Annotated in this window: 21 protein-coding genes; 9 read left to right on the forward strand and 12 right to left on the reverse strand. The window is 41.9% G+C overall.

The window, feature by feature from the left end; translation table 11 throughout:
- Positions 1 to 134 precede the first annotated feature (134 nt).
- Positions 135 to 932, forward strand: a complete 798-nt coding sequence (locus AK824_RS04550; RefSeq protein ID WP_227511203.1) for a metallophosphoesterase — start codon at positions 135 to 137, stop codon at positions 930 to 932.
- 156 nt (positions 933 to 1,088) lie between these two features.
- Complete coding sequence (locus tag AK824_RS04555; RefSeq protein ID WP_057759202.1) at positions 1,089 to 1,925, forward strand: histidine phosphatase family protein; 837 nt, start codon at positions 1,089 to 1,091, stop codon at positions 1,923 to 1,925.
- Positions 1,926 to 2,080: 155 nt separating this feature from the next.
- Here the strand turns inward: AK824_RS04555 and rpsT are convergent, their stop codons facing one another.
- A complete protein-coding gene (gene rpsT, locus AK824_RS04560; protein WP_010200097.1) occupies positions 2,081 to 2,347 on the reverse strand; it encodes a 30S ribosomal protein S20 in 267 nt (88 codons plus the stop codon).
- Positions 2,348 to 2,811: 464 nt separating this feature from the next.
- On the opposite strand from rpsT, the gene AK824_RS04565 reads away from it, so the two are divergent.
- From AK824_RS04565 to AK824_RS04585, 5 genes are all read left to right on the forward strand, one after another.
- On the forward strand, positions 2,812 to 3,513 hold the full coding sequence (locus tag AK824_RS04565) for an NAD-dependent epimerase/dehydratase family protein (protein ID WP_057759204.1): 702 nt from the start codon (positions 2,812 to 2,814) through the stop codon (positions 3,511 to 3,513).
- Between the two features lie 213 nt (positions 3,514 to 3,726).
- A complete protein-coding gene (gene rraA / locus AK824_RS04570; RefSeq protein WP_082624572.1) occupies positions 3,727 to 4,263 on the forward strand; it encodes a ribonuclease E activity regulator RraA in 537 nt (178 codons plus the stop codon).
- Positions 4,264 to 4,480: 217 nt separating this feature from the next.
- A complete protein-coding gene (mfd, locus tag AK824_RS04575; RefSeq protein WP_057759206.1) occupies positions 4,481 to 8,191 on the forward strand; it encodes a transcription-repair coupling factor in 3,711 nt (1,236 codons plus the stop codon).
- A gap of 150 nt (positions 8,192 to 8,341) precedes the next feature.
- Positions 8,342 to 8,773, forward strand: coding sequence for an HIT domain-containing protein (locus AK824_RS04580; protein ID WP_057759208.1), 432 nt, complete (start codon positions 8,342 to 8,344; stop codon positions 8,771 to 8,773).
- Positions 8,774 to 9,083: 310 nt separating this feature from the next.
- Positions 9,084 to 10,505 (forward strand): adenylate/guanylate cyclase domain-containing protein, encoded by a 1,422-nt coding sequence (locus tag AK824_RS04585; protein ID WP_057759209.1) that lies wholly within the window; start codon positions 9,084 to 9,086, stop codon positions 10,503 to 10,505.
- A 97-nt stretch (positions 10,506 to 10,602) separates the two neighbouring features.
- Here AK824_RS04585 and fdx read toward each other — a convergent pair whose 3' ends face one another.
- The 8 genes from fdx to AK824_RS04625 all read right to left on the reverse strand — a co-directional run bounded on the left by fdx (position 10,603) and on the right by AK824_RS04625 (position 17,758).
- Positions 10,603 to 10,941: an ISC system 2Fe-2S type ferredoxin gene (gene fdx / locus AK824_RS04590; RefSeq protein ID WP_057759211.1), complete on the reverse strand. Its 339-nt coding sequence runs from the start codon at positions 10,939 to 10,941 to the stop codon at positions 10,603 to 10,605.
- Positions 10,942 to 11,027: 86 nt separating this feature from the next.
- On the reverse strand, positions 11,028 to 12,908 hold the full coding sequence (hscA, locus tag AK824_RS04595; RefSeq protein ID WP_057759214.1) for a Fe-S protein assembly chaperone HscA: 1,881 nt from the start codon (positions 12,906 to 12,908) through the stop codon (positions 11,028 to 11,030).
- A 209-nt stretch (positions 12,909 to 13,117) separates the two neighbouring features.
- A complete protein-coding gene (gene hscB, locus AK824_RS04600; RefSeq protein ID WP_057759216.1) occupies positions 13,118 to 13,699 on the reverse strand; it encodes a Fe-S protein assembly co-chaperone HscB in 582 nt (193 codons plus the stop codon).
- Positions 13,700 to 13,874: 175 nt separating this feature from the next.
- A complete protein-coding gene (gene iscA / locus AK824_RS04605) occupies positions 13,875 to 14,195 on the reverse strand; it encodes an iron-sulfur cluster assembly protein IscA (RefSeq protein WP_021814983.1) in 321 nt (106 codons plus the stop codon).
- 227 nt (positions 14,196 to 14,422) lie between these two features.
- Positions 14,423 to 14,833 carry a Fe-S cluster assembly scaffold IscU gene (gene iscU, locus AK824_RS04610; RefSeq protein ID WP_057759218.1) on the reverse strand — a complete coding sequence of 137 codons (411 nt, stop codon included), beginning with the start codon at positions 14,831 to 14,833 and terminating at the stop codon, positions 14,423 to 14,425.
- Between the two features lie 152 nt (positions 14,834 to 14,985).
- Complete coding sequence (locus tag AK824_RS04615) at positions 14,986 to 16,212, reverse strand: IscS subfamily cysteine desulfurase (RefSeq protein ID WP_057759220.1); 1,227 nt, start codon at positions 16,210 to 16,212, stop codon at positions 14,986 to 14,988.
- Positions 16,209 to 16,718 (reverse strand): Rrf2 family transcriptional regulator, encoded by a 510-nt coding sequence (locus tag AK824_RS04620; protein WP_057759222.1) that lies wholly within the window; start codon positions 16,716 to 16,718, stop codon positions 16,209 to 16,211. Before AK824_RS04620 ends, AK824_RS04615 begins: the two co-directional genes overlap by 4 nt.
- A 395-nt stretch (positions 16,719 to 17,113) precedes the next feature.
- The gene (locus tag AK824_RS04625; RefSeq protein WP_057759224.1) at positions 17,114 to 17,758 is read right to left on the reverse strand and encodes a hypothetical protein; all 645 of its coding nucleotides are present in this window, start codon (positions 17,756 to 17,758) and stop codon (positions 17,114 to 17,116) included.
- Between the two features lie 524 nt (positions 17,759 to 18,282).
- Between AK824_RS04625 and AK824_RS04630 the strand changes: the two genes are divergently transcribed.
- Both AK824_RS04630 and AK824_RS04635 read left to right on the forward strand, forming a co-directional pair.
- Entirely contained in the window at positions 18,283 to 18,555 is a 273-nt protein-coding gene (locus tag AK824_RS04630) for an HU family DNA-binding protein (protein WP_045445077.1), read from the forward strand.
- 351 nt (positions 18,556 to 18,906) lie between these two features.
- A complete protein-coding gene (locus AK824_RS04635; RefSeq protein WP_057759225.1) occupies positions 18,907 to 20,781 on the forward strand; it encodes a SurA N-terminal domain-containing protein in 1,875 nt (624 codons plus the stop codon).
- Positions 20,782 to 20,973: 192 nt separating this feature from the next.
- Here AK824_RS04635 and purH read toward each other — a convergent pair whose 3' ends face one another.
- From purH to AK824_RS04650, 3 genes are all read right to left on the reverse strand, one after another.
- Positions 20,974 to 22,554: a bifunctional phosphoribosylaminoimidazolecarboxamide formyltransferase/IMP cyclohydrolase gene (purH, locus tag AK824_RS04640; RefSeq protein ID WP_057759228.1), complete on the reverse strand. Its 1,581-nt coding sequence runs from the start codon at positions 22,552 to 22,554 to the stop codon at positions 20,974 to 20,976.
- A 149-nt stretch (positions 22,555 to 22,703) separates the two neighbouring features.
- Entirely contained in the window at positions 22,704 to 23,066 is a 363-nt protein-coding gene (gene fis, locus AK824_RS13800; RefSeq protein ID WP_057759230.1) for a DNA-binding transcriptional regulator Fis, read from the reverse strand.
- Between the two features lie 178 nt (positions 23,067 to 23,244).
- Positions 23,245 to 24,519: a DUF3426 domain-containing protein gene (locus AK824_RS04650; RefSeq protein ID WP_057759232.1), complete on the reverse strand. Its 1,275-nt coding sequence runs from the start codon at positions 24,517 to 24,519 to the stop codon at positions 23,245 to 23,247.
- Positions 24,520 to 24,601: the final 82 nt, after the last annotated feature.

Genomic DNA, 24,601 nt, shown 5'->3' on the forward strand with positions numbered 1-24,601 from the left:
TATTATTACAACCGTTCTAAAATATAATAACTATATTAAAAACGCTCATTTAGCTAAATATCAGTAGTACTGCTATGAGCGTTTATCGCTAATTAGATTTTTAATAATAACGCCACTAAGTGATGTTGGATAATATGAAATTACAGATATTGAGTGACTTACATATTGATAGTTATGCACGTCAATCGCACCCCGTTGGACATATTCCTAAAACCGATGCAGATTTAGTATTGGTAGCAGGGGATACTGCTAATAGCGATAAAGGTATGCCGTGGCTGCAAGAACAAGCGGCGCGCTTAGAAGTTCCCTTGATTACTATCGCTGGTAATCATGAATACTTTGATGAAGACGTATTGAGCTTTGACCATAAACTGGCAACTTGGGATAACTATGATACTGCGTCTAAAAAAGGGGTTCGCGTCTTACAATGTCAGCATATCGATATCGGTGATATACGCCTTTTAGGTTGTACGCTCTGGACCGACTATCAGTATCATGCTAATGAAGACACTATGGCTGCTGCTAGGCATTTTATGCGTGACTATAAGCAGATTTACGCAGGCAACGAACTGTTTTCGCCTGAAGTATCTATGCAGATTCATGCTGAGCATCGTCAGTGGCTACAGCAAGCTTTGATGGAATCTCATAAACTTGGTAAAAAAACAGTAGTCATGAGTCATCACAGCGTCAGTGCGTTATCGGTGTCTGAAAAATATGCCAATCTACCGAGTAATGCGGCTTTCGTCAGTGATCTGTCAGGATGGATGCACGAGGATTGGGCGCCGATGCTATGGGTACACGGACATACTCATGAAGCATTTGATTATAAAATTGGTAATACGCGAGTGATTGTCAATCCACGAGCCTATCCTAATGAGGTCAGTAGTACCGCACTAGAGTTCGCGTGGGACAAAGTCATTGATATTGGCTAGGAACGCATGTATATATCTGGCAAATCTTCATTTATTTTAGGTATAGACTCTTTTAAATAAAGTGTTTTTTGAAAGAGTGAAGGTATTTATAAGATATATTGCAACTAGATTTGTCTGTGGTTCATTCCTGATAAGAAATCTGCTAGGCTTGCTGTCATGAGTAAATATCTAAATAACACCCTGTCCAAAATATCTGCTGACAAGCTCGCGAGTCACACCCCAAGCGCGCCTGCACCTTCGCACCTACCAGATAGCATGATTTCCTCCGTCAGCCTATTGCCTGAAAATAAGCGGCTGATTCTATTTACCAGGCACTCTTTACGCGAGCGCTCTGATGGTAATGGTTTTGCCAGCTATCAGTTACCTTTGACTCCTAAAGGTCGCATACTGGCAAAGTCTTGGGGTCGGTGGTTATCAGGTCATCTACCATATTCTCTCGACGTCGATAGTATCTCTAGCCCCATTGGGCGTTGTATCGATACCGCGCAGCTGATGCAAGAGGGGGCAGGACTACGGCGTGACATTACGCATCAATCATTGTTAGTTGAGCCTGGCAGTCTCGTCACCGAGCCTGAAATAGCCAACCCTGTGTTCAAAGAGATTGGCGTCCTGAACTTTATTAATCGCTTTTTGCAAGGAAATCTCGAAGGGACCAAAAACACCTATCAAGGCGGTCTGGATATTCTGTCGCTTTTTTACCAGAATCAGCCGCAGCACGGCCATCTGATGCTCGCTGTGAGTCATGATACGTTGTTATCTGCATTCTTAGCCGTTATGTTCGATGTGGTAGAGATTGATTGGAATGATTGGCCAAAGATGATGGAAGGCGTGTTCTTATGGTTTGATGATAAGCCATTTGATCAAGCAAGCGCGCATTTTATTTGGCGGGGTCAGGTATATACTCGGCCGATTAGTTCATTATTAGACGGTTATCGTGCAGCTGGCTACCATCCTAGCAAGTTGCTATTGCCGCCAGAAGTGCAGTGGAATTAATGTTTTGTTTATACATTGAAATGATTTGATAGGGAAGCTGTTCATTGAATACGTTTTGAATAGGCATAAAAAAACCTTGCCACGGTATTAGAACCAGTGACAAGGTTTTAGTCATTACGCTGTAAAAGCGAAATGCGGTCTAACCAATACAAATCTTAAGCTTGTAGGCCTTTGATTGTTTTGTTTAGGCGGCTCTTACGACGAGCAGCTTTATTCTTATGAATAATACCTTTGTCAGCCATACGATCAAGAACTGGTACCGCTTTTTTGTAAGCTTCGGTAGCCGCGTCATAATCTTTAGCTGCGATAGCCGCATCAACACGTTTTAAGTAAGTACGAACCATAGAGCGTTGTGACGCAGAGTTCTGACGACGTTTGGTGTTTTGACGGGCGCGTTTACGAGCTTGTGCAGTATTAGCCACGCGTATCTCCTTGATAAAGATAGATAAAAATATGAATGTTGATTGCAATAATGGGTTTAACAATCATCGGTGACGAGCAGCCGTCTCGTCAAATATGATGTCGATGTCTGATATTAAAGTATCTAATATGAATAGATCATCGTAAGCGTCAGAGCTGTTTGGAATAATTAAACAGCGTTGACGTGTAAAGCCGATTATCTTAGCAAATTATTGAACTAAGGACAATATATTTGATGATTAATGCTTAAAGAAGTTACGTAATATCATCGAATTTGGGTCATTCTAGTAACTAAATCAATAGTAAGCGCTGACAGACATAGAGGGTTGATAAAATCTCTTACAATATATCCTATATAATAGCGTCAGTTATTGAGGAATTTAGGTATGATATTCTAACGATAGGCCTTGATATAGGTATTTTCTCATCAATATAGTTCATCTAATGTTATATAAGTGGATAGGGTATGCAGCGAAAAGCAATTGTGATTGGCGCAACGGGGTTAGTAGGGCAGCATTTGGTAAAGCAACTGAGTGAGCTTTATGACACATTGATTGTGATTGCCCGCCGCCCACCACGCTACATTAATGCCAGCATGCGTTTTTATCAAATCAATGATTTTGATAATCTCTCTGAAGTGTTTGCAAGCGTTGGTGCAGATCGAACCACGGATGCTTTTAGTTGTTTGGGTACGACAAAAAAACAGGCTGGTAGTGATGAGGCTTTTCGCAAGGTAGATCGAGACTATAACGTAAATTTTGCCAAGTTATGTCGTGATAAAGGGGTAGAGAATTTCTTTTTACTCTCCTCAATGAATGCGGATATTGACAGTCGTTTTTTATACAATCGAGTCAAGGCTGAGACAGAGCAGGCTGTTATGGCATTAGATTTTGGCCAATTGGTCGTCTTCCGCCCTTCATTATTACTTGGTAAACATAAAGGTCGTCCGCTTGAGAGCATTGGTCAAAAAGCCTTTAAACTCATCTCGCCGCTCGTGTCAGAGTCGCTATCGTTACATCCTATTTCTGCTAAACGCGTTGCCAGTGCTATGGCCATGAGTGCTCATGATATTTACCATCGTAGTAAATATCGTACTGAACCTCAAATTAAGCATATCGACATTATCGAAAATAAGCAGATGCTAGCGATGACTCGGGTCAAAAAATAAAAGGACAGTTTTTCTAGTGACAGATTCAGTCTCAAAACTGGAAAGCTACAGATACCGATTGTTAATTGTGTCAGAACAAGTTTGCATCAAAACCATAGTACAAGAGTAAAAAATAAAATAACTATTATCAAAGCATCAAAATAACTATTATCAAAGCATCAATAAGTATTGAAATACCAGTCAGTTGAATCACTAAAACAAGGAGCAGGAGCAATGTCAGAATCGATACAAATGGATAGAGAAAATTTTGTCACTTGTGATCTATTGGATGCCAATCCTGAGTCGCAAGTATGCTTGCCAAATATCGAAGGTAAGTCATTCCGTCAGTTTGGTGCAAAAGACAGATTCTGCGGCGAAATCGTGACGGTTAAGTGCTTTGAAGACAATAGCCGTGTTAAGTCACTGTTGAATAGCGATGGCAAAGATAAAGAAGGCAATGGCAAAGTATTGGTTGTTGATGGTGGCGGCTCTATGCGCTGTGCATTGCTAGGCGATATGATTGCACAATCGGCTATCGATAATGGCTGGGCTGGGGTTATTGTATATGGTTGTGTCCGCGATGTTGATGACATGGCAGAGATGGATCTTGGCGTGATGGCGCTTGGTTGTATCCCGCGCAAATCAACTCGCCGTGATGAAGGTCAAATAGATATCGAAATCAGCTTCGGTGACTTAACGTTGAACTCGGGTATGTTCGTTTATGCTGATAATAATGGCATTATTGCTAGCGATAAACCACTTATCAGCTGAAGTTTTAGGCTTGGCTTGATTAGCAAAAATGAAAACCTCAGCTTATCAGTTGGGGTTTTTTGTTATGTAATGACAGTTAAAGCGCAATAATCGTTGTTAACACTTACTCATTAATGGGTAAACTCTTAAGTGACAAACCGTTACGGCATAAGTTTTGGTAATTGCTCAAATATTCGTATAATAGCTTTCTGACTCCTTAACTTTGATCCTATTCTTTATGCCTATTACTGCTTTGACTGACGCGTTTGACCCTATTAACCAGCAGTTGTTTCCTATCCAAAATGCCGAGCGGCGTTGGCTAGCGCCTGTCCATGGTGCGGTCAGCAGCTTATGGTTGGCAAGCTTGGTGCAAACACCTATGTGGAATGTTGCCGAGCGCCTAAAAGTCGTGGTGGCACGTGACCAAAATCAACTCAATCAGATAGAGACTGAGCTGGCATTTTGCGGAGTCGATGCTTATGTGTTCCCTGACTGGGAGACACTGACTTATGATGAGCTATCTCCGCATCAAGACATCGTCAGTGAACGCATCAATCTGTTGACGGATATGCCAAAAACGGGCGTGCTACTTATTTCAATACAAGCCCTCATGCATCGTGTCGCACCGCCAAGCTGGTTGATTGGACAGCATTTTGATTTGAGTGTTGGCGATCGATTTGATATCAATACTCAACGAGGGCTACTGGCAAAGGCTGGTTATCGAGCGGTTGAAAATGTCTTTGAGCCAGGTGAGTTTGCAGTACGTGGCAGTATTATTGATATTTTTGCCATGGGTCAGCCTTTTCCGCTACGTTTAGACTTGTTCGATGATGAAATCGAAACGATTCGCTTTTTTCATCCTCAAACGCAGCGTACATTGACCCCTGACGATCTTAAAGCGATGTTAACGGGCAACGATACCAGTATGGCAAAAGAGTCATTGTCACTACTGCATAAGATGCCAGATATCTCTAAACCTATCGACCAATTTCAAATTTTGCCTGCCAAAGAGTTCCCACTTGACGAAGGGCGTGAGACGTTTCGCACGAACTTTGCTGCGCTGTTCCCTAATACCAGTAGCCGTAAGTCTGAGCTGCACAAAGACGTAATGGCAGGAATTGCTAGTAGCGGATTAGAGTATTATCAGCCGCTATTTTTTGACTTAAAAGACTGGGAGGCGGAGAGTAGTTTATTTTCCTATTTACCAAGCGATGCGTTGTTTATCACCGATGAATTAATCAATGAAAAACAAGCCGATTACTGGTCACAAATCCAGCGTCGCTACGAAGAACGTCGACATGATATTGATAAGCCTATCGTAGAGCCAGCAATGCTGTATCTATTATCTAACGCGCTTAACGAGCAACTAAACCAGTATCCAAGAGTAATATTAAGTGCTCGTGATGAACTGGCTATGATGAATGATGTGGTAGGGTCAGAAAGTATAGACGACTCACAAATACCATTACCATTGAGTGTCACTAAACAACAAGGACTGGTGACATTAAGTGCTGAAGAACCGCCACAGTTAGCAGTCAATCATCAAAAGTCTGAACCATTATCTGAATTGCTCGATTTCTTGGATACGCAATCAAAGACTTCAACACCCGTACTGATCGTTGCAGAAACCGCAGGCCGTCGCGAGATTCTCATTGAGCTGTTTAAAGGTAAGATTGATATCAAGGCGTACGATAGCTTTGAAGCCTTTCTAGCCGCAGATAAAACCAGCGCTATTAATAACAGTCATCTACCGCATGTCGGTCTGACCGTAGCGCCAATTGAGCGCGGTGTCTATGTGCCTGAGCGTTTGGTACTGATTAGCGAAACACAGCTGTTTGGTCGTCAAGTCTTACAGACGCGCCGTCGTCGCCAAAGCGGGGTATCAGAAGAGTTCTTAGTCAAGAGCGTTACTGAGATAACAGATGGCAGTCCAGTGGTACATATTGAGCATGGTATCGGTCGTTATAATGGCTTGATTACCTTAGATGTGGGCGATGGTGAGCAAGAATTTATCCATTTAAAATATTCTGATGACGCTAGTATCTACGTGCCAGTGGCCAATCTGCAAATGATTAGTCGCTATAGTGGCGGTGATCCAGCCTTAGCACCGCTACATAAGATTGGTAGTGGTAAATGGGACCGAGCCAAGCAAAAAGCATTAGAGCAAATTCATGACGTCGCTGCTGAACTACTCAATATGCAGGCAAGACGTGAGGCCAAAGTTGGCATTCATTTCAAGATAGACCCATCACAGTATGAGCTATTCGCTAGCCAGTTTGCCTTTGAAGAAACCGCTGACCAGGCCAACGCCATTCATGCGGTTATGGAAGATATGAGACAAAACCAACCGATGGATCGTCTTATTTGTGGCGACGTTGGTTTTGGTAAAACAGAAGTCGCGATGCGAGCCGCGTTTATTGCCGTTAGTGCTGGTTATCAGGTTGCCGTACTGGTGCCTACCACATTACTTGCCGGTCAGCATGAAGACAATTTCCGCGATCGTTTTGCCGATTGGCCAGTTCGCATTGAAAGCCTATCGCGCTTTGGCGGCAAAAAACATCAAGAAATGGTATTGGCTGATTTGGCCGCTGGTAAAGTGGACATCGTCATTGGTACCCATAAACTGCTACAACCAGATGTGAAGTTTGCCAACCTTGGACTGATGATTGTGGATGAAGAGCATCGCTTTGGAGTACGTCATAAAGAGCGTATCAAGGCTATTCAGACAGATGTCGATAGCATGTCTATGACGGCGACTCCGATCCCTAGAACGCTAAATATGGCGCTCTCAGGTATGCGTGATATGTCGATTATCGCCACGCCACCTGCACGACGACTTGCCATCAAAACCTTTGTAATGCAAAAGACAGAAGCCTTGATGAAAGAAGCCATATTGCGTGAGCTTCTGCGTGGTGGGCAGGTCTATCTTCTACATAATGATGTTGCCAGTATTGAGCGTATGGCAGAGACCATTCGTGACCTAGTGCCAGAAGCACGAGTAGGAGTAGCTCATGGGCAAATGCAAGAGCGCCAACTTGAGCAGATCATGCAGCAGTTTTATCATAAAAAATTCAATGTGTTGGTTTGTTCTACCATTATCGAAACGGGTATTGATGTGCCCAATGCCAATACGATCATCATTGAGCGTGCAGATAAGTTTGGTCTTGCGCAATTGCATCAGCTGAGAGGCCGAGTAGGACGCAGTCACCACCAAGCGTATTGCTACTTATTAGTGCCTTCTCTGAAAGGCCTCAAAGGTGATGCCAAGCGCCGTTTGCATGCGATTGAGCGTGCCAATACTTTAGGTGCAGGCTTTATGCTGGCAAGTGAGGATTTAGAGATTCGCGGTGCAGGGGAGATATTAGGTAAGCAGCAAAGTGGTAATATGCAGGCGATTGGCTTTAGTTTATACATGGATATGCTTGAGCGTGCGACTAAAGCCATCAAAGCTGGCAAGGAACCTGATTTAAATACACCGTTGTCGTTGACCAGTGAAATCAATCTACACAGCTCTGCTCTCATTCCAGAGGAGTATCTACATGACGTGCATCAGCGCTTATTGTTCTACAAGCGTATTAGCAATACCGATGATAAAGAGGCATTGACGGATATTCGTACGGAAATGATAGACCGCTTTGGGGCACTTCCAGATCAAACCAAGCAGCTATTCGCCATTCATGGGTTACGTTTACAAGCAGAGCCACTGAAGATCAACAAAATCGATGCCAACAGTAGTAGTATGACACTGGAATTTGCGCCAGATACTCCAGTTGATGCGTTAGCGATTATTAAATTGATCCAATCAAATGGTCAGCATTATCGTATGAATGGCGCATCTGGTATCCGTTACCAAAATAGCGATAAGTTAGCCACACCGCAACAGCGTGTGACGGTCATACAAGAGCTGCTGCGCTATTTTAGCGAGCACATGGTGACAGAGCCTGCTTAGTACATAGCTGGATATCAAGTAGGCTAGGTAGTCATACTAAGGCAATAAATCATGGTGCTATTTTATCAACCCGATAACTGATAAAATAGCCAAACTAACTTTTTAACTTTCTGTATTTTATTTGCATTAAACAACAAGAGAACCGTCATTATGTTCCAACTTCATCATAAACTTGCTGCTGATAGTTTTTTAGTGGGGGATTTTCCATTATCCACTTGTCGTTTAATCAATGACTGCCAATTTCCTTGGCTTATATTGGTGCCGCGTGTATCCGGTATCAAAGAGTTATATGAGCTGTCTGAGGCAGACCAAACGCAGTTCTTGCGTGAGTCCAGCTGGTTATCGAGCCAGTTAGCCAAAACCTTTCAAGCCGATAAAATGAATGTGGCCGCTCTTGGTAATCAAGTGCCACAGCTTCATTTCCATCATATTGTCCGTTATCAAAATGACATGCAATGGCCAAACCCAGTATGGGGTGTGCCAGCTGTTCCATATACTAAAGAAGTGTTGGCGCAAATGCAGCAAACATTAATGATGGCATTACGTGGTCATCACCAAATGCCGTTTGACTGGCAAATGTAATTATCATTCTATCCTGCATTTAATAAGAATAGCTTGAACCTAAATTCTATATGCAAAAAGGGAGGCCAAATACTTAAATGTATCTGGTCTCTCTTTTTATTTAAATTTGAATAAAAGTGTAAAGGAGGGAATAAACTAGATAAAAGGTCGCCTTGTAGTCATCAGTAACCTTGTTTAAACTTATTTCGAAAGTATAATATATTATTAGATATATCTTATGATAAATCGTCATAAGGGTAAATGATGCACATGTGCTAGTGTGATATATCCTTGTCTCTCATATCGCTCGAAACATTTAAGTGAAACTCATATGACCTTCTCAGAGACACTAAAATCAAGGTTGCCGCTGAAAGATGCTGGAGTTTGTCGTTTCGATTATCCAGAAGTGTTCGTTTTAATACTGACGGTTGTTTTGCGTGCTATATATTACGACTTCCGTCCTATCTCAATGGCACTATTGGTTATTATTACATTGCCAAGTCTCCTGATCCTGATATACAATTATCGACGCCAGACCAGCTTTTGGACGTCTAACATCGTTATTATTCTATTATCGGTTGTCATTGGCTCGCTACAATGCTGTACAGTCATATCAATCAGCTTGGCTGCCTTAATTGGTGTACGTATCATTCTTAGCCGACCTGAGAATCACCTCAGACTGTTATCTGTATCTGTCGTAACGATAATTGCGTTTTTTTACGTTAGCACAGTCTTAAATGCGAATAGTATGGATTTTGATGAAGGCTTATTACCATTGATAGTAATGGTGGCAAGTTTAGGCGTTATTTTGTATCAGTTCTGGCGTATGTATCAAGAATACATTGGTTATAAGGCTTCTGCTTATAAGGCAGGAGGACGCCTAAGCACCATGGTATCAGTGATCAATAAGCTTACCCGTTTTGTACCACCACAAATTTGGGAGCCTATTGTCAAATCGGATAGCCCCGTTAGTGTTTCTAATAAACGCGCAAAAATAACTATCATGTTTTCAGATATTGTCGGCTTTACCGAGCTATCTGATAGTCTAAGTTCTGATAATTTGGCAGATATTCTCAATACTTATATGCATTGCATGACGTCGATCGCTGACAAACATGGTGCAGTGCTTGATAAGTTCATTGGTGATGGCATGGTGTGTTTCTTTGGTGAACCGAATAGCCGCGGCTCGCGTCAAGATGCCCTAGATTGTGTGGCGATGGCAATTGATATGCGCCGAGAAATGCGTACCTTACGCCAGAAATGGCGGTTAATGGGGTTTGAAGGCTTATATATACGTGTTGGTATCACCACTGGTTACTGTCACGTTGGTAATTTTGGTAGTAATAGTCGATTAAGCTATACCATCATTGGCAAAGAAGCCAACCTAGCTTCTAGGCTTGAGTCCTGTGCGGGCAAAGATCAGATATTGGTCAGTGAAAGCACTTACGATTATATATGCCATAACTATGAATGCGAGCACGTTGCCGCATTTTGCTTGAAAGGTATTGATGAAAAGGTCGATGCATGGCAAGTACTCGATCCTAGTGCCAGTACAGGTCATTTGTCTAAATGGGTTGACCATACATTGCCTGGTTTCAATTTGCATTTGAACTTTAAAGATATGAAAGACAATGATTATCAAGATATTAGAGCTCGTTTAAATTTTGCGCTGGAACGTATCGAGCAAGAGGAAGAAAAAGTAGTAAAGGGCATAGCTGCAGAAAGTAAGCGTGAAGATGCTAATCGCAAGTAAGCGTTTCAAGTCTATCGTCTTAAAATCATATATAGAAAAAGGCCAGCTATTACATAGCTAGCCTTTTTCAATCTTAACTAGGAAGTATTATCAGTGTTTAATGATTTTCTTTAGCATGGTTAAGGGTATATTTAGGGACCTCGATGGTCAAGTCATCATCATCAAGCATGACCTGACAAGATAAACGTGAATCAGGCTCTAGTCCCCAAGCACGATCAAGCAGATCCGCCTCGATATCATCCATCTCATCCAAACTGTTGAAACCCTTGCGTACTACAACATGACATGTGGTACAAGCTTTTGACATCTCACAAGCATGCTCAATTTTGATGCCTTTTTCTAATAGTGCTTTGCATAAGTTTTCACCAGCTTGTAGTTCAACTTCTGCGCCTTCAGGGCAAATTTCGTGGTGGGGTAGTACGGTAACTTTTGGCATAAATTATCTGTCCGATGCTAATCAATTTAAAAAATATTAGAAGTTAGCTTAATATGTTAGCTAAGCTATATATGTCGATGTATTTATTACCAGTCTTTGGCACTAGTACCTGCCATACTGGTCTTGACGCTTTGATTCATAATACGTGCGGCAAAGGCATCGCTATGTGGCTTGAGCTGAGCTTGTTGCGTTTCAATAAGCGCTAAGTCATCAGTGCTAAGAGAGTTACGTAGCGCTTGTATATGCTCTGCTAGTGATTGTTGTTCTTCAACAGATAGCAATGCTGCAAATTCGTTAAGTGCCGACTCTAGGGCAAGTACTTCACGTTCCGCTTCTACTTTTGTCTCAATTAAAGAACGCGCATTTTTGTCTTCTTCTGCGTGTTTAAACCCTGCAACAAGCAACTGTTCTTTTTGCTCATCTGATAGACCATAAGAAGGCACAATCTCGATTTTACTTTCTGTTTTGGTCGTAGTTTCTTGCGCACTGACAGTAAGCTGACCGTTGGCATCGATGCTAAAGGTAACTTCGATACGAGCAAACCCAGCTTTCATTGGCGGGATACCATACAGCTCAAAACGTCCAAGAGAGCGACAGTTTTCTACTGTTTCGCGCTCACCTTGTACCACGTGAATCACCATGCCTGTTTGACCATCTTGATAAGTGGTAAACACTTGACGTTTCTTCACAGGGATAGGCGTATTGCGTGGGATAAGTACTTCAACCAAACCACCCATGGTCTCAAGACCTAATGATAGTGGCGTCACGTCCAATAACAATAAATTGTTTTCACTATCGCCATTAACCAATTGATGAGCAGTTTGGGCAGCACCTAAGGCAACGACTTCATCTGGATTCAGGCGACAAAGTGGCTGCTTAGCAAAAAATTCAGTCACAACTTTCTGTACGGCAGGCATACGAGTAGAACCGCCCACTAAGATAACTTCATCTAGATCTGTAGTAGATAACTTGGCATCGCGTAGTACTTGTTCGCATACACTTAGCGTACGGCGACTAACAGGCTCTACGATAGTTAGCACATCTGTACGGCTTAATACGCCTTGGTAAGACTGACCATTGACAACCACACTGGTATCTACTTGTTCAGCATCAGTCAGCGCTTGTTTATAAGCTTTGGCTTGTTGAGCTAGTATTGATTTGTCATGTAGGCTTACATCTTTTGGATTGATATTTAATTGTTTAATGATCCAATTGGTAATAAGACGATCAATATCATCACCGCCTAGGGCGCTATTACCACCAGTTGCCAATACTTCAAAGACACCATCGGTAAGTTTTAAGATAGAGACGTCAAAAGTACCACCGCCCAAATCATAGATTAAGTAATAGCTTTCTTTTTTACTGTCTTCTGATGATTGGTCAAGACCATAGGCGACTGCCGCCGCTGTTGGTTCATTGAGTAAGCGAAGTACATTGATACCCGCTGCTTGAGCGGCATCTTTGGTTGCTTGACGCTGTGCTTCATCAAAATAAGCGGGAACCGTAAGCACGGCACCTTCAATGCTATCTGCAGGTAAAGCGCTTGCTGCACGTTGCTCAAGAGCGGCTAAGATACGCGCTGATACTGCAACAGGAGAAACCTCGCCTTGAGCCGTTACAAAGGCGGGCATATCGTTTTTGTTACCAGACAGCTCATAAGGATGAGAAAATTTTATATCAGCTTGACTACGACCCATAAAACGCTTAGCCGAGACGATCGTATTTTTTGGATCATCCGCTAAATGCGCTAGGGCGTCATAGCCAACCAATGGCGTACCAGTCGCTGGATAATAGACAACAGACGGTAATAATGTATCTGTCGCTGAACCTGCCTCTAAGACTTGTGCCTTACCTGAACGCACCACAGCAACCAATGAGCGTGTAGTACCAAGGTCGATGCCCAAGCCAAATTTATGTTGGTGAGGTTGAGCGCTTTGATTGGGTTCAGCAATTTGCATTAAAGACATAAGAATAACTCAGAGATAAAATGAATAAGTGAAATGGAGCAAATATAGTATATGCAGCAAGAGAGCTTAACGTCGGTAATCTCATTCCATGGAATACGGATTCTGACAGTTTGATGCGCTTAGACTCAAAGATTATACGGTAACACGGTCACTATTTTAACCAAATATATAGAATTTAGCTTGTTAGTGAGAGCCATAACCACAGATGTTTAAACGTATAAGTCATCGTCATCTGAATGCGATGAATTTGCAACATCATCAAGCCCAGTTGTCACATCAGCATTTAGCTTAACTAAAAATTTCAGTTTCTGTGTCGCGTCAATCGCTGTTTGCCAATCTTGATTTTGATAAGCATTATTGAAGCGTTCAGATTGATTTGCTAGACGATTTGTAATTTGAGGATGTAATTGCTGCAAGGCTGACAGATCTTTGTCTTCGATAGCATCATCTAGATCCATACGCATCTGCATCGCATCTTCCAAAAAATCTAAATCTGCGATTGAGTGCTCTATGTTTTGTGCTTGATCTGCCATGTCTAATAAATAACCAGCACGACTATCAGGAGCGCTTAGTGTTTGATACGCTTGATTGATTAAAGCTGATACTTTTTCAGACTGCAACTGTGCTTGAACCATATCGATCTGATTTTTGGCGACATTATCAGGATGATAGCGTTTTTGCAGCAAGCGCAAACGTTGCTCTAGACTGCTTTGGCTAATTTCAAATTGTACAGGCTGCTCAAATAGGGCAAAGAAGTTATCAAACTGTGGTTCTGAAGTAATATCTGTCATAATCTGATGCCTTGCTTTTTTATTTATTTTTGAAGTCATAACCTAGCTAAGAAGATCTCAATCGCTTGGCTACCTAAGTAAATTAGCCATTTTCCATAGCGATAGCAGAGATACTGCACTGTTATTATGAAAGCTTGCTGAAGCATAAATCTATTATTTTTCAGTCATTGAACCATCAAACTGTGAACGACTCACCGCAACCACATTCACCTTTTTGGTTAGGATTGGTAAATTTAAAGCCTTCGTTTAAACCTTCTTTTTCGTAATCCATCAACAAGCCGTCTAAATATACGAGGCTTTTAGGATCAATAAAGATGCTAACGCCGCGACTTTCATAACGCGTGTCGTTTTCATCAGGGGTATCTACAAACTCTAAAACGTAAGCCAAGCCCGAGCAACCCGCTGTACGGATACCAACTCGAATGCCTTCGCCTTTGCCGCGATTGTCCAAAAAGTCTCGAACATGCTGAGCGGCGCGTTCTGTCATTTCAATCATGCCAACTCCCATTGACTATTAATCATAAATATCAATAAAAAAATCTAGATAAACTGACAACCAGAATTACAAGATTGCCAAAAGTGTAGGCTTACGACTATTAGAAAACAAAAGGTGACAATTACATAAGTGTCATTGTCACCTCTTTAGCGTCAGTAGCGGTTACACATTGCTACTTTAGCGTTGCTAGTACAACGTAGCGCATACGCTAGCAGGTTTAGCCTAGCTTAGATCGCAGCTTCTTCTGCTGGAGCGGCTACGCCATGCTTACCTTTATAGTCGCTAATAGCGGCTTTAATGGCATCTTCTGCAAGTACAGAGCAATGCACTTTTACTGGTGGTAATGCTAGCTCTTGAGCGATATCGTTGTTTTTGATTTCGCCAGCTTGATCCAAACTTTTGCCTTTTAGCCACTCAGTAACAAGCGAGCTTGAAGCAATCGCTGAACCGCAGCCATAAGTCTTGAAACGCGCATCTTCGATAATACCATTATCGTCGACTTGGATCTGAAGACGCATTACATCGCCACATGCTGGGGCACCGACCATACCGGTACCAACGTTTTTGGCGTTTTTATCAAGATTACCAACGTTGCGTGGGTTTTCGTAATGATCAATAACTTGGTCACTATAGGCCATGGGGTTTTCTCCTAGTTAGATGATGAGTAGTCGTTTATCAACTTTAAGTGTCTAACTACTCATCGATAATTGGGGTCAAACGCTTAATTTAATTGTCTGATCAATCGTTTAATAAATATATTGCTAGCTATACTAAAAAGCTATATTAGAAATTAATGCTCAGCCCACTCGACTGAGTTTAGATCAACACCTTCTTGGTACATATCCCAAAGTGGTGATAGAGCACGTAATTTGTCAACAGCTTCATGCATCTGTTTGATAACAGTATCGATGTCTTCGTCAGTGGTATAACGGCCGAAGCTGAAACGGATTGAGCTATGTGCCAATTCATCTGGACGACCGATTGCACGTAGTACGTACGATGGCTCAAGCGTTGCTGAGGTACAGGCTGAACCTGATGATACCGCTAAGTCCTTAAGTGACATCATCAATGACTCACCTTCAACGAAGTTAAAGCTAATGTTTACAATGTTTGGTACGCTATTCTCAAGATCACCATTTAAGTAAATCTCTTCAATATCTTGTAGGCCATCCCAAAGCTTTTGACGCAATTTTGCTGCATGTGCATGGTCGGCTTCATAGCTTTCATTAGCTAAAGCAAATGCTGCACCTAGACCAACGATCTGATGCGTTGGTAGAGTACCTGAACGCATACCGCGCTCATGACCACCGCCATGTTGCTCAGCTTTCAAGCGAATACGCGGCTTACGACGAACAAACAATGCGCCGATACCTTTAGGGCCGTATGCTTTATGACCTGAGAAGCTCATCAAATCAATTTTCATTTCTTCAAGATTGATTTTTACTTTACCAACAGACTGTGCGCCATCAACATGGAAAACCACACCAGCTTCGCGAGTGATTTCACCAATCGCTGCAACATCAGTAATAGTACCAAGCTCATTGTTCACCATCATAAGTGATACTAAAATCGTATCATCACGCAGTGCTTCTTTTACTTGCTCTGGCAGGATAAGACCTGTGCTTGGCTGTGGCTCAAGATACGTAATCTCAAAACCTTCTTGCTCAAGCTCACGGCAGGTATCTAATACAGCTTTGTGCTCAATTTTACTGGTAATGATATGTTTACCACGAGACTGATAAAAATGTGCTGCACCTTTAATGGCTAGGTTGTCAGACTCAGTCGCGCCAGAAGTAAATACGATTTCGCGTGGATCAGCGTTGATAACTTCAGCAACTTGACCACGAGCAGTTTCTACTGCTTCTTCCGCTTGCCAGCCGTAACCATGTGAGCGTGAAGCTGGGTTACCAAAGACACCATCTACAGTCAAATACTCGCTCATTTTAGCAGCTACTGATTTAGCAACTGGGGTAGTGGCGGCATAATCTAAGTATATAAGGTTGTTATGTTGGCTCATGCTGGGTTTGCCTCGCTGTTCGATAGAGTAATAGTATTAATGTCTTTTATGGAAATATCTTTTGTAGAGGTGTGCTGACGCTCTGAGACTGACTGCACATTTTCCATATCTAATAATTGCGCTAATGTTATATTTTTCAAGTACTGTTCGATATGATTTGATAGTGCACACCACAGATCGTGAGTTAGGCACATTGTACCACCTTGACAGTCACCGCGTCCTTCACACTGCATCGCATTTACTGACTCATCAACCGCAGATATGATGCTCATCACATCTATCTCATTCAATGGTTTAGCTAGGTGGTAACCACCTGCAGCACCGCGAATACTCGTGACAAGGCCGCGTTTGCGGAGTTTAGAAAATAACTGTTCAAGATACGAGATTGAAATCGATTGCCGTTTGGCGATATCGGATAATGATACAGCACTGTCTTGTTGGCTGGTCTGTAATGCCAAATCTAATAATGCGGTAACAGCGTATCTGCCCCGAGTAGTCAAACGCATGTGTTATCTCCAAACTTGATGTCATTTATGTTTAACAACGATCTTAGCCAAAGGTTTGAATCAGCACTCATAAGATAAAGAGAGCAACCAATCATACGTCAGCTAAGTTTTGTCTTATCGTTATTGAACAACAGATGATTAACCCGATGTGTGCAACGATTAAGGTAATTATACTTAATCCCGAGTAATTTAGTCAAGATTAAAGTGTGGTTCAATGGTTAATCAAGCTTATTGCTGTAATTGATAAAAACAATGATGTTTAGAAGAGATATATGAGTGAGACATAAGTAGCTTAATTCGTCTGCTACAAATATATTTAATGAAGTAAAAAATAAGCGTTCAATATCTATAGAAAACATTGAACGCTTATTTATAAGTAATTCAGCGAACCAAAACTAATTCATCGATAGTGCGACGATTGAACCGATCATAATGACAAGCGCAACAACAGTGACAATCATCAACGTTTTTTGCTTGCTCTGAAGCTCTCTCACGGTTGTTTCAAGTTCACGGTTTTTAATGGTCAAGGTATTAATCTGTGTTTGCTGCTCTTTAATACGCAGTTTGTAGTTGTTCTTTTTTTCTTCCAAATCAGCTTCTGTAGGTTTGGTTTTAGTCTTGCCACCCTTTATCTTTTTGATCAGACCTTGGATCAAGCTACCAAGCCCAAGTTGCATAATAAACTGTTTGACCAGTTGTACTTGAATCGATTCACCGCGCATCTGTAGCTTTTCAGTGGTTTCGCTATCATGAGTCGTGATGGCGTTGATAACTTGAATGCTGTAGGCATTGATAACCACGTCAGGCTCACTACGACCGATCGGCAGTTGAGCATCTAGTAACACACCTTTGGTACTAAACGTGGCAAATACTTCTACATGCGGTAAATACAGGCGAAGCGCCACCACAGTACCTTGCTTGGCAAGCGGATAAGCGGCCTTGCGCAATTCAGGATCCAAACGTAACAATAATGTCAGCGCCGACTCGATAAATACTAAAATGATATTAAGAAAAGAGTGAGACAACGTAGAACGCTTCATGTAAGTAATCCGTTTTTTATTTAGCAAGTTTTAGATATTAAGCACACAGAAGTCTGTATTTGCCCAAGACTTGCAGTGATATTTTGCTTATAGTAACGTCTTTATAATAAAAAGTAACGCTAGTTTCTGTAGTGGCTAAACTATTACATTACAATTTAGCAGTCAATAAAGACACTCTTATTTATGACCAGCAATATACAAACTTAATGCATAGCAATGCATAGACAGCAATTGACAAATCTATCAAAGCGTAGAAAATAGGAAAGCCAATCGTCTCAGTTATGCAGAGTCACTTATATAGAAATTCCTAACGCTTTGCGTAACATTAGGTGTCAAATACGTAGTGTAGAGCACAAAAATATGTAAAATCGCTTGCGCTCCTTATGCTGCCTTGATATAAAGACGATAACAAAGAAGAACCTGTTAATGCGCCAGTTAGGTAGTTTTTATTGCGTAAGCACCATGAGAGCGATACAATACTTGGCGTGAGCATTTATTACCCCCTTAAACTTGAAGGAAATTTTATGAATAAGTCAGAATTAATTGATAGCATCGCAGACAAAAGTGGTCTAAATAAAACCCAAGCTGGTGATGCACTAAACGCTGTTATGGAAAGTGTTGGCGAAGCGCTAGAAGCTGGCGATAGCATCTCATTAGTTGGCTTTGGTACTTTCAGTGTAAAAGATCGCAAAGCACGCACTGGTCGTAACCCTAAGACTGGCGAAGAGCTAAGCATTCCAGCAAGCAAAGTACCAAGCTTCAAAGCTGGTAAAAACTTAAAAGAGCGCTTGAACTAAGCCGATTTTTTAAGCATAAAACTATAGTCGGTGGTCTATAGCTGAAGTAATGAGCTAGCCATCGAAGAGAGCACCTAATATTTAGGTGCTTTTTTTATCGCTATAGTTTGTATCATGCGTCGTGAATATTTTGAGTCTGCATGAAAAATCACGTATCATAGGGCGCGCGATAGGTGTGTCATTTAAGTCAGATTTCTTTAGTAAATTTTGTTTTTTACTATAAAATGCATACGCTCTTACTCTTACCATTGCTAGCTTAAATAGTACTGATGTTGGCAGGTTGCCCTTAACAGCTCCTAACAGTATTACAATGGTTTTTCATCAATATAGGTTAATAAAGCAGAGATAACTATGGATAAATTGCGCGATTTCTTAAAAAGCTGGCCAGGTCGCATTTTATTGATTTTATGCCTATCGCCGCTCGCTCTCTTGGGTGTCGAAAGCTATTTTGGCGGCAACGTCGATCCCAACCAGATTGCGCAGGTAGGTGAGGCAAGCGTAGGACTGTCCGAGTATCAAACTGCTGTCAATAGCCGTCGTTCTGAAGTGCTAGAGCAAGTCGAAGATGCCAGCTTGTTGAATGAAGATGTGCTTCATGAGCAAGTATTAAAGGGTTTAATCGACCGTACGTTGTTAGAGCAGCAAGCAGGTAAGCTTGGTATGACAGTGTCTGATGACACGATCAATCGTTTGCTGCGTCAAGAAGAAATATTCCAAGATGCAGAGGGTAACTTTTCAAACGATCAGTTCTCAAACTTCTTGCGTCAGCGCGGCATGACCAAAAACCAGCTATTTGCAGAATTTCGCAATCAGTTAAGCTTGGATCAACTAAACGCTAGTATCGTTGGTACTGCTGTCTACCCTATGCAAGCGGTCAGTCAATTGATTGACTTGCAACTTGAATCACGCAATGTTTGGGTACATCGCTTTAATTGGCAAGACTATGCTGACAAAGTTAAGCTTAGCAAAGCAGACATTCAATCATATTATGATGCTAACAAAGACACATTGAAAAGTGCAGCGATGGTTGACTTGGCTTATATCCAGCTTAGCCCGCAAACTATTAAGGTTGATGAGGTAACCACAGAAGAGTTACAGCAGCAATACGAAGCATACAAGCAGAGCATTTCGGCTACTGATGAGCGTAAAGTTAGTCAGATTCTATTTACTGGTAAAGATGCTAAGACACGAGCCGATAAAGTTAAAGCCCGTCTGAATAAAGGTGAAGCTTTTGCTGCACTTGCTAAAGCAGAGTCGGATGATCCATCAGGTGAAACAGGTGGTGATATCGGACGCTTTAATCCGTCAGTGTTTGGCAGTGACGCGGATACTGTACAAAAGGCACTAGAAGGGTTAAGCGTTGGTGATGTGACTGCACCTATCAAGACTAGCTTTGGTTATCAGATATTTACGGTCACTGAAGACAATGGCAAAAAGGTTCCAAGTCTAGACAGTATGCGTGAAGAGCTGACTGCGAAAGCAAAAGAATATAAACGTCAGGAAATCTATGCTGATAAAGTGACATCAATCAATGATTTGGCAGCAGATGGTTTCAGTATCGAAGATATTGCACAGCAAGAAAATGTCAGCCTCAAGCGTATTAAAGATTATCGTAAAGTGAATAATAAATCAGCACTGCCGCAACCAGCAGTCGTTAAACAGGCCTTTGATGAGTTTACTATTCAAGATCAAGCGGTAACGTCAGGCGTGGAAGTTGGCAACGGTACTGTATGGTTACAGCCAAGCAATTATCGTCCTACTAAGACGCTTGCTCTAGCAAATGCAACCCCAAGAATCACTCAAATACTCCGTCAGCAGAAAGCGACAGCATTAGCTTTAAAAGATGCTAAAGCATTGGCTGCTGGTATCAAGACGCTAGCTGATATAAGTAAGCAATCGGTAAGTTTCCAAGCACTGGGTGAGATTAACCGTCAAACGACGCAGCTAACAGACAAAGAGCGTGGATTGGCCTTTAGTCAGCAAGCCGCTGATAATGGCGTCGTTGCGATTGCTAGTGAGACTGAGATGGGTGCAACGCTACTGGTTGGAGACCGTATTAAAACTGAGCAGCAGTCACCACTGTCTGATATGCAACGAGCGCAAACAGCCAGTATTATCCGTGACAATTTAGGCCAAGACCAGTTGCAAGACTATTTAGACTATCTACGTATGGTGTACACGGTTGAGATTAATGAAAGCAACATGGCAAATGCACAAGGACGCTAAGTATTTGCTAGTTTATTATTCTTATTCTTATTTTTAGACGTAAAAAAGCCACTGTATCAATTAATACAGTGGCTTTTTTTTGGATAATGAGTTAACGACAACTATCACGAATATTGTAGAAGCTGGAAATTAGTCGCAGTGACAAATACAATTGCTGTGACTAATCCCAGTCTTAAATCAATAGGTGATTGTTTAATGGCGGAAATGGCGCATGCTAGTAAATACCATCGCGATACCATGCTCATTAGCAGCAGCAATAGTTTCATCATCACGCATAGAACCACCTGGCTGAATGATAGCAGAGATACCTACTTCAGCAGCATTGTCGATGCCATCACGGAAAGGGAAGAACGCATCTGATGCCATAACAGCACCTTCAGTTGCTAGTCCAGCATGCTCTGCTTTAATAGCAGCAATACGTGCTGAGTTAACGCGGCTCATTTGGCCTGCGCCAACACCGATAGTACGTTGGCCTTTTGCATAGACAATGGCATTAGATTTGACGTATTTTGCCACGTTCCAGCTGAACAGTAGATCTGCCACTTGCGCTTCAGTTGGTTGTACATCAGTGACGATTTTTAGGTCGTTAGCCGTGATTAAACCAAGGTCTTGCTCTTGTACCAGTAAGCCACCGTTAACGCGCTTATAGTCAAGTTGGATATCGCGCTGATCTGGTGCTGGTAGCTCGCCGCATACCAATACGCGTACGTTTTTCTTAGTAGCTGTCGCTTCAAGTACACCGTCTTCGATACTAGGTGCAATGATTACTTCTACAAACTGATTGTCGATAATGGCTTTTGCAGCAGCAAGCGTTAACGGACGGTTGAATGCGATGATACCGCCAAAAGACGATTCAGGATCGGTGCTAAAAGCAGTACGATAAGCCGCTACTTGGTCATTATCAACCGCGACACCGCAAGGGTTGGCATGCTTAACGATAACGCAAGCAGGCGTGCTGAAAGCTTTAACGCACTCAAGCGCAGCATCGGTATCAGCGATGTTGTTATAAGACAATGCTTTGCCTTGTAATTGCTTAGCTGTCGCGATTGAGGCTTGTTTGCTTTTTAAAAGCTGGTTTTCAGTATAGAAAGCCGCGTTTTGATGCGGGTTTTCACCGTAGCGTAGGTCTTGTGCTTTTTCAAGCTGTACATTGAATGTACGTGGGAAGTTTTCTGGTTCTTGAGTTTCGTTGACACGGCTACCTAAGAAGTTTGCAATCATACCATCGTACTGTGCCGTATGCTCAAACGCCTTTACTGCCAAATCATAACGTAAAGCAGTTGTCAGTTCGGTGCCACCATCTAAGGCGTTAAGTACACGGTCATAATCAGCTGGATCAGTGACGATACCTACATGAGCGTGGTTTTTCGCTGCTGAACGCACCATGGTAGGACCGCCAATATCAATGTTTTCGATAGCGTCGTTCATAGTCACGTCAGCACGTGCGATCGTTTCAGCAAACGGATATAAGTTCACGACGACTAAGTCGATACGTTCGATGGCATGATCACTCATTACTGCATCATCTGTACCGCGGCGTCCTAGGATGCCACCATGAATCTTAGGATGCAGCGTTTTAACACGGCCATCCATCATTTCAGGAAAGCCTGTGTAATCTGATACTTCAGTCACGTCGACATTGTTTTCTGTGAGCAGACGATAAGTACCGCCAGTAGATAATAAACCAAAACCTGCTTTGAGAAGGCCTTGAGCAAACTCGACGATATTAGACTTATCGGAGACCGATAGTAGGGCAAGTGGGGTTGTACTCATAAGAAATTTTCCATAAAAAAAGCCTGACGTAAACGTCTGGCAAGGTGATGATGACAACGATATGCCGTATCATGATAGATAAAGCGACGAACATTTAATTGCCATACATAATGATAGTCAATGATGATGGGTAAGCTCATATAACAATGTTACATTAAATCATAGGTTTTCATTTTTTTGCGCAAAGTGCCTCGATTTAGGCCTAATATCTGAGCACATTTGGTTTGGTTGCCTCTTGTTTTTTCTAGGACGACAGATAAGAGAGGCTCTTCGACTTGCTTCAAAATCAGCTCATACAAATCAGTGGGCATCTCATCTCCTAGCATCGCAAAGTACTGACGTACCACACGCTCTACATGAACCCGTAGAGGTTGCTGCGCACTATTTGTATAGTGTTGACTAGCAAAATCAAAGCCGTGCGTAGGTGATTGGTATTCGTCTTTATTATAATCGGCAGGGTGCTCAGAGCTTTTAGCAAAATGATTGGCATTATGCTGTGCATGAGGTGCCATAAAATAATATCCTTGAGATGAAGAAAAGTTCTGATTGTGAGGGGTCAGAACCATAGTATATCAAATTAATATCGCCTAGCGCTGATAGATTCATCGTTATCTTGGCTATCACGGTTTAATTGAAAGTGAATTTACGGTGTGTTTTCTACTCACGCTTATCTATATATGACACCCTAATTTAATAAAGAGCGGTCATAGTAATGTCGCGAATTTGCGCGTTAGCAACAGGGATAGTAAATAATAGCTGTCTATCGGTGTTGGTAGCTAACTGACTTTGCTTGCCTAATAAATAATCGTTTGGATCTGCAATAAACTCTCCAATAAGCTCATTTCTACCGTAAACGCTTATTTTTACATTTGGGTATAGTTGTGCTTGCGAGCTGCCGTTACTTAGAGTAGCGCCTATATCGCTAAATGTGCCAGCAGTTTTAATCTGACTGCTTCTATGAAAGGTATTGCTGATGGTAAGGGCTGATAAGTCCGCACTAGGCAAGCTGCAGGCAGCGACAGAGCAGATCGATTGGAGACGCTGAGCATAGGCTGGGTTTTTGACTAAATTTTCTAAGTTAAAAATAACATACTGAGCTGCGAGTAGCAGTGCTAAGACCAAACAACCTAATATCCATAATAGTGATGCAATTGAACGTGTCGTTTGGGTTGGTGCAAACAGTAGCTGTGTTTTTCTTAAACGATCGTCGGCAGCAGGGTCTTCATCTTTAACGGGCACTCCCATATCGGATAGAAGCTGTGATAAGTCTGTATCGTCTGGTGGTGTTTCTTTGTCTTGATTTTGTTCTTCTAATAGTTTTTGTAGCCATGAATTGTTATCACTACTCTCAACATTGGCATGAATATCATTGGCCGCTGCCGAGCTGAGCATGTTCTGTGTTGATGCTGATGCTGATGCTGATGCTGATATTGTATTGGCAGATGGTTTCTTTGTTGATGGATTAGAGGTTTTGATAGTTTCTTTAGAAGAGGGCGCTTTTGGTTTTTCTGTGGTTGCTGCGCTAGGACTGGTATTACTGGCTTGGGTTAACCATGCATCCATATTATCTAAAGAGTCATACTCTTGAACGTCTTCTTCTGGCTCGTCTATATCCATATCATCATAGATTAAGTCGTCATGAATCAAAGTATCAGATGATTTTTTCTTACTGATTGAAGATGTAGGGCGATTTGGCACATTTTGAGGTTTATGCTGATTACTATTAGTAGACGTTTTTTGCTCGTTCGAAATTGGTTGAGTTTGAGCTTTTTGTTGAGCAGGAATATTTTTTTGTGGTGTTGGTTTTTGAATGACCTCAGAATTTACCACAAGATGTTTATTGACCAAAAAACTTTGCTGGCACCGATCACAGCTGATGGTAGCATTGACTTGATTTAGTTGAGTTTGTTTAACGCTATAGCAAGCTTGGCAATGGGGGCATTGGGTTTTTATTGGCGTGGTCATAGAGGCGAATCCAAAAAAGTATGGTTATCAATACCGCTTAGCCACTCACCAATAGCTGCCCACAATACGCATTTTACTTATT

Origin of the sequence: Psychrobacter sp. P11G3, assembly GCF_001435845.1 — a bacterium.
Classification (GTDB): Bacteria; Pseudomonadota; Gammaproteobacteria; order Pseudomonadales; family Moraxellaceae; genus Psychrobacter.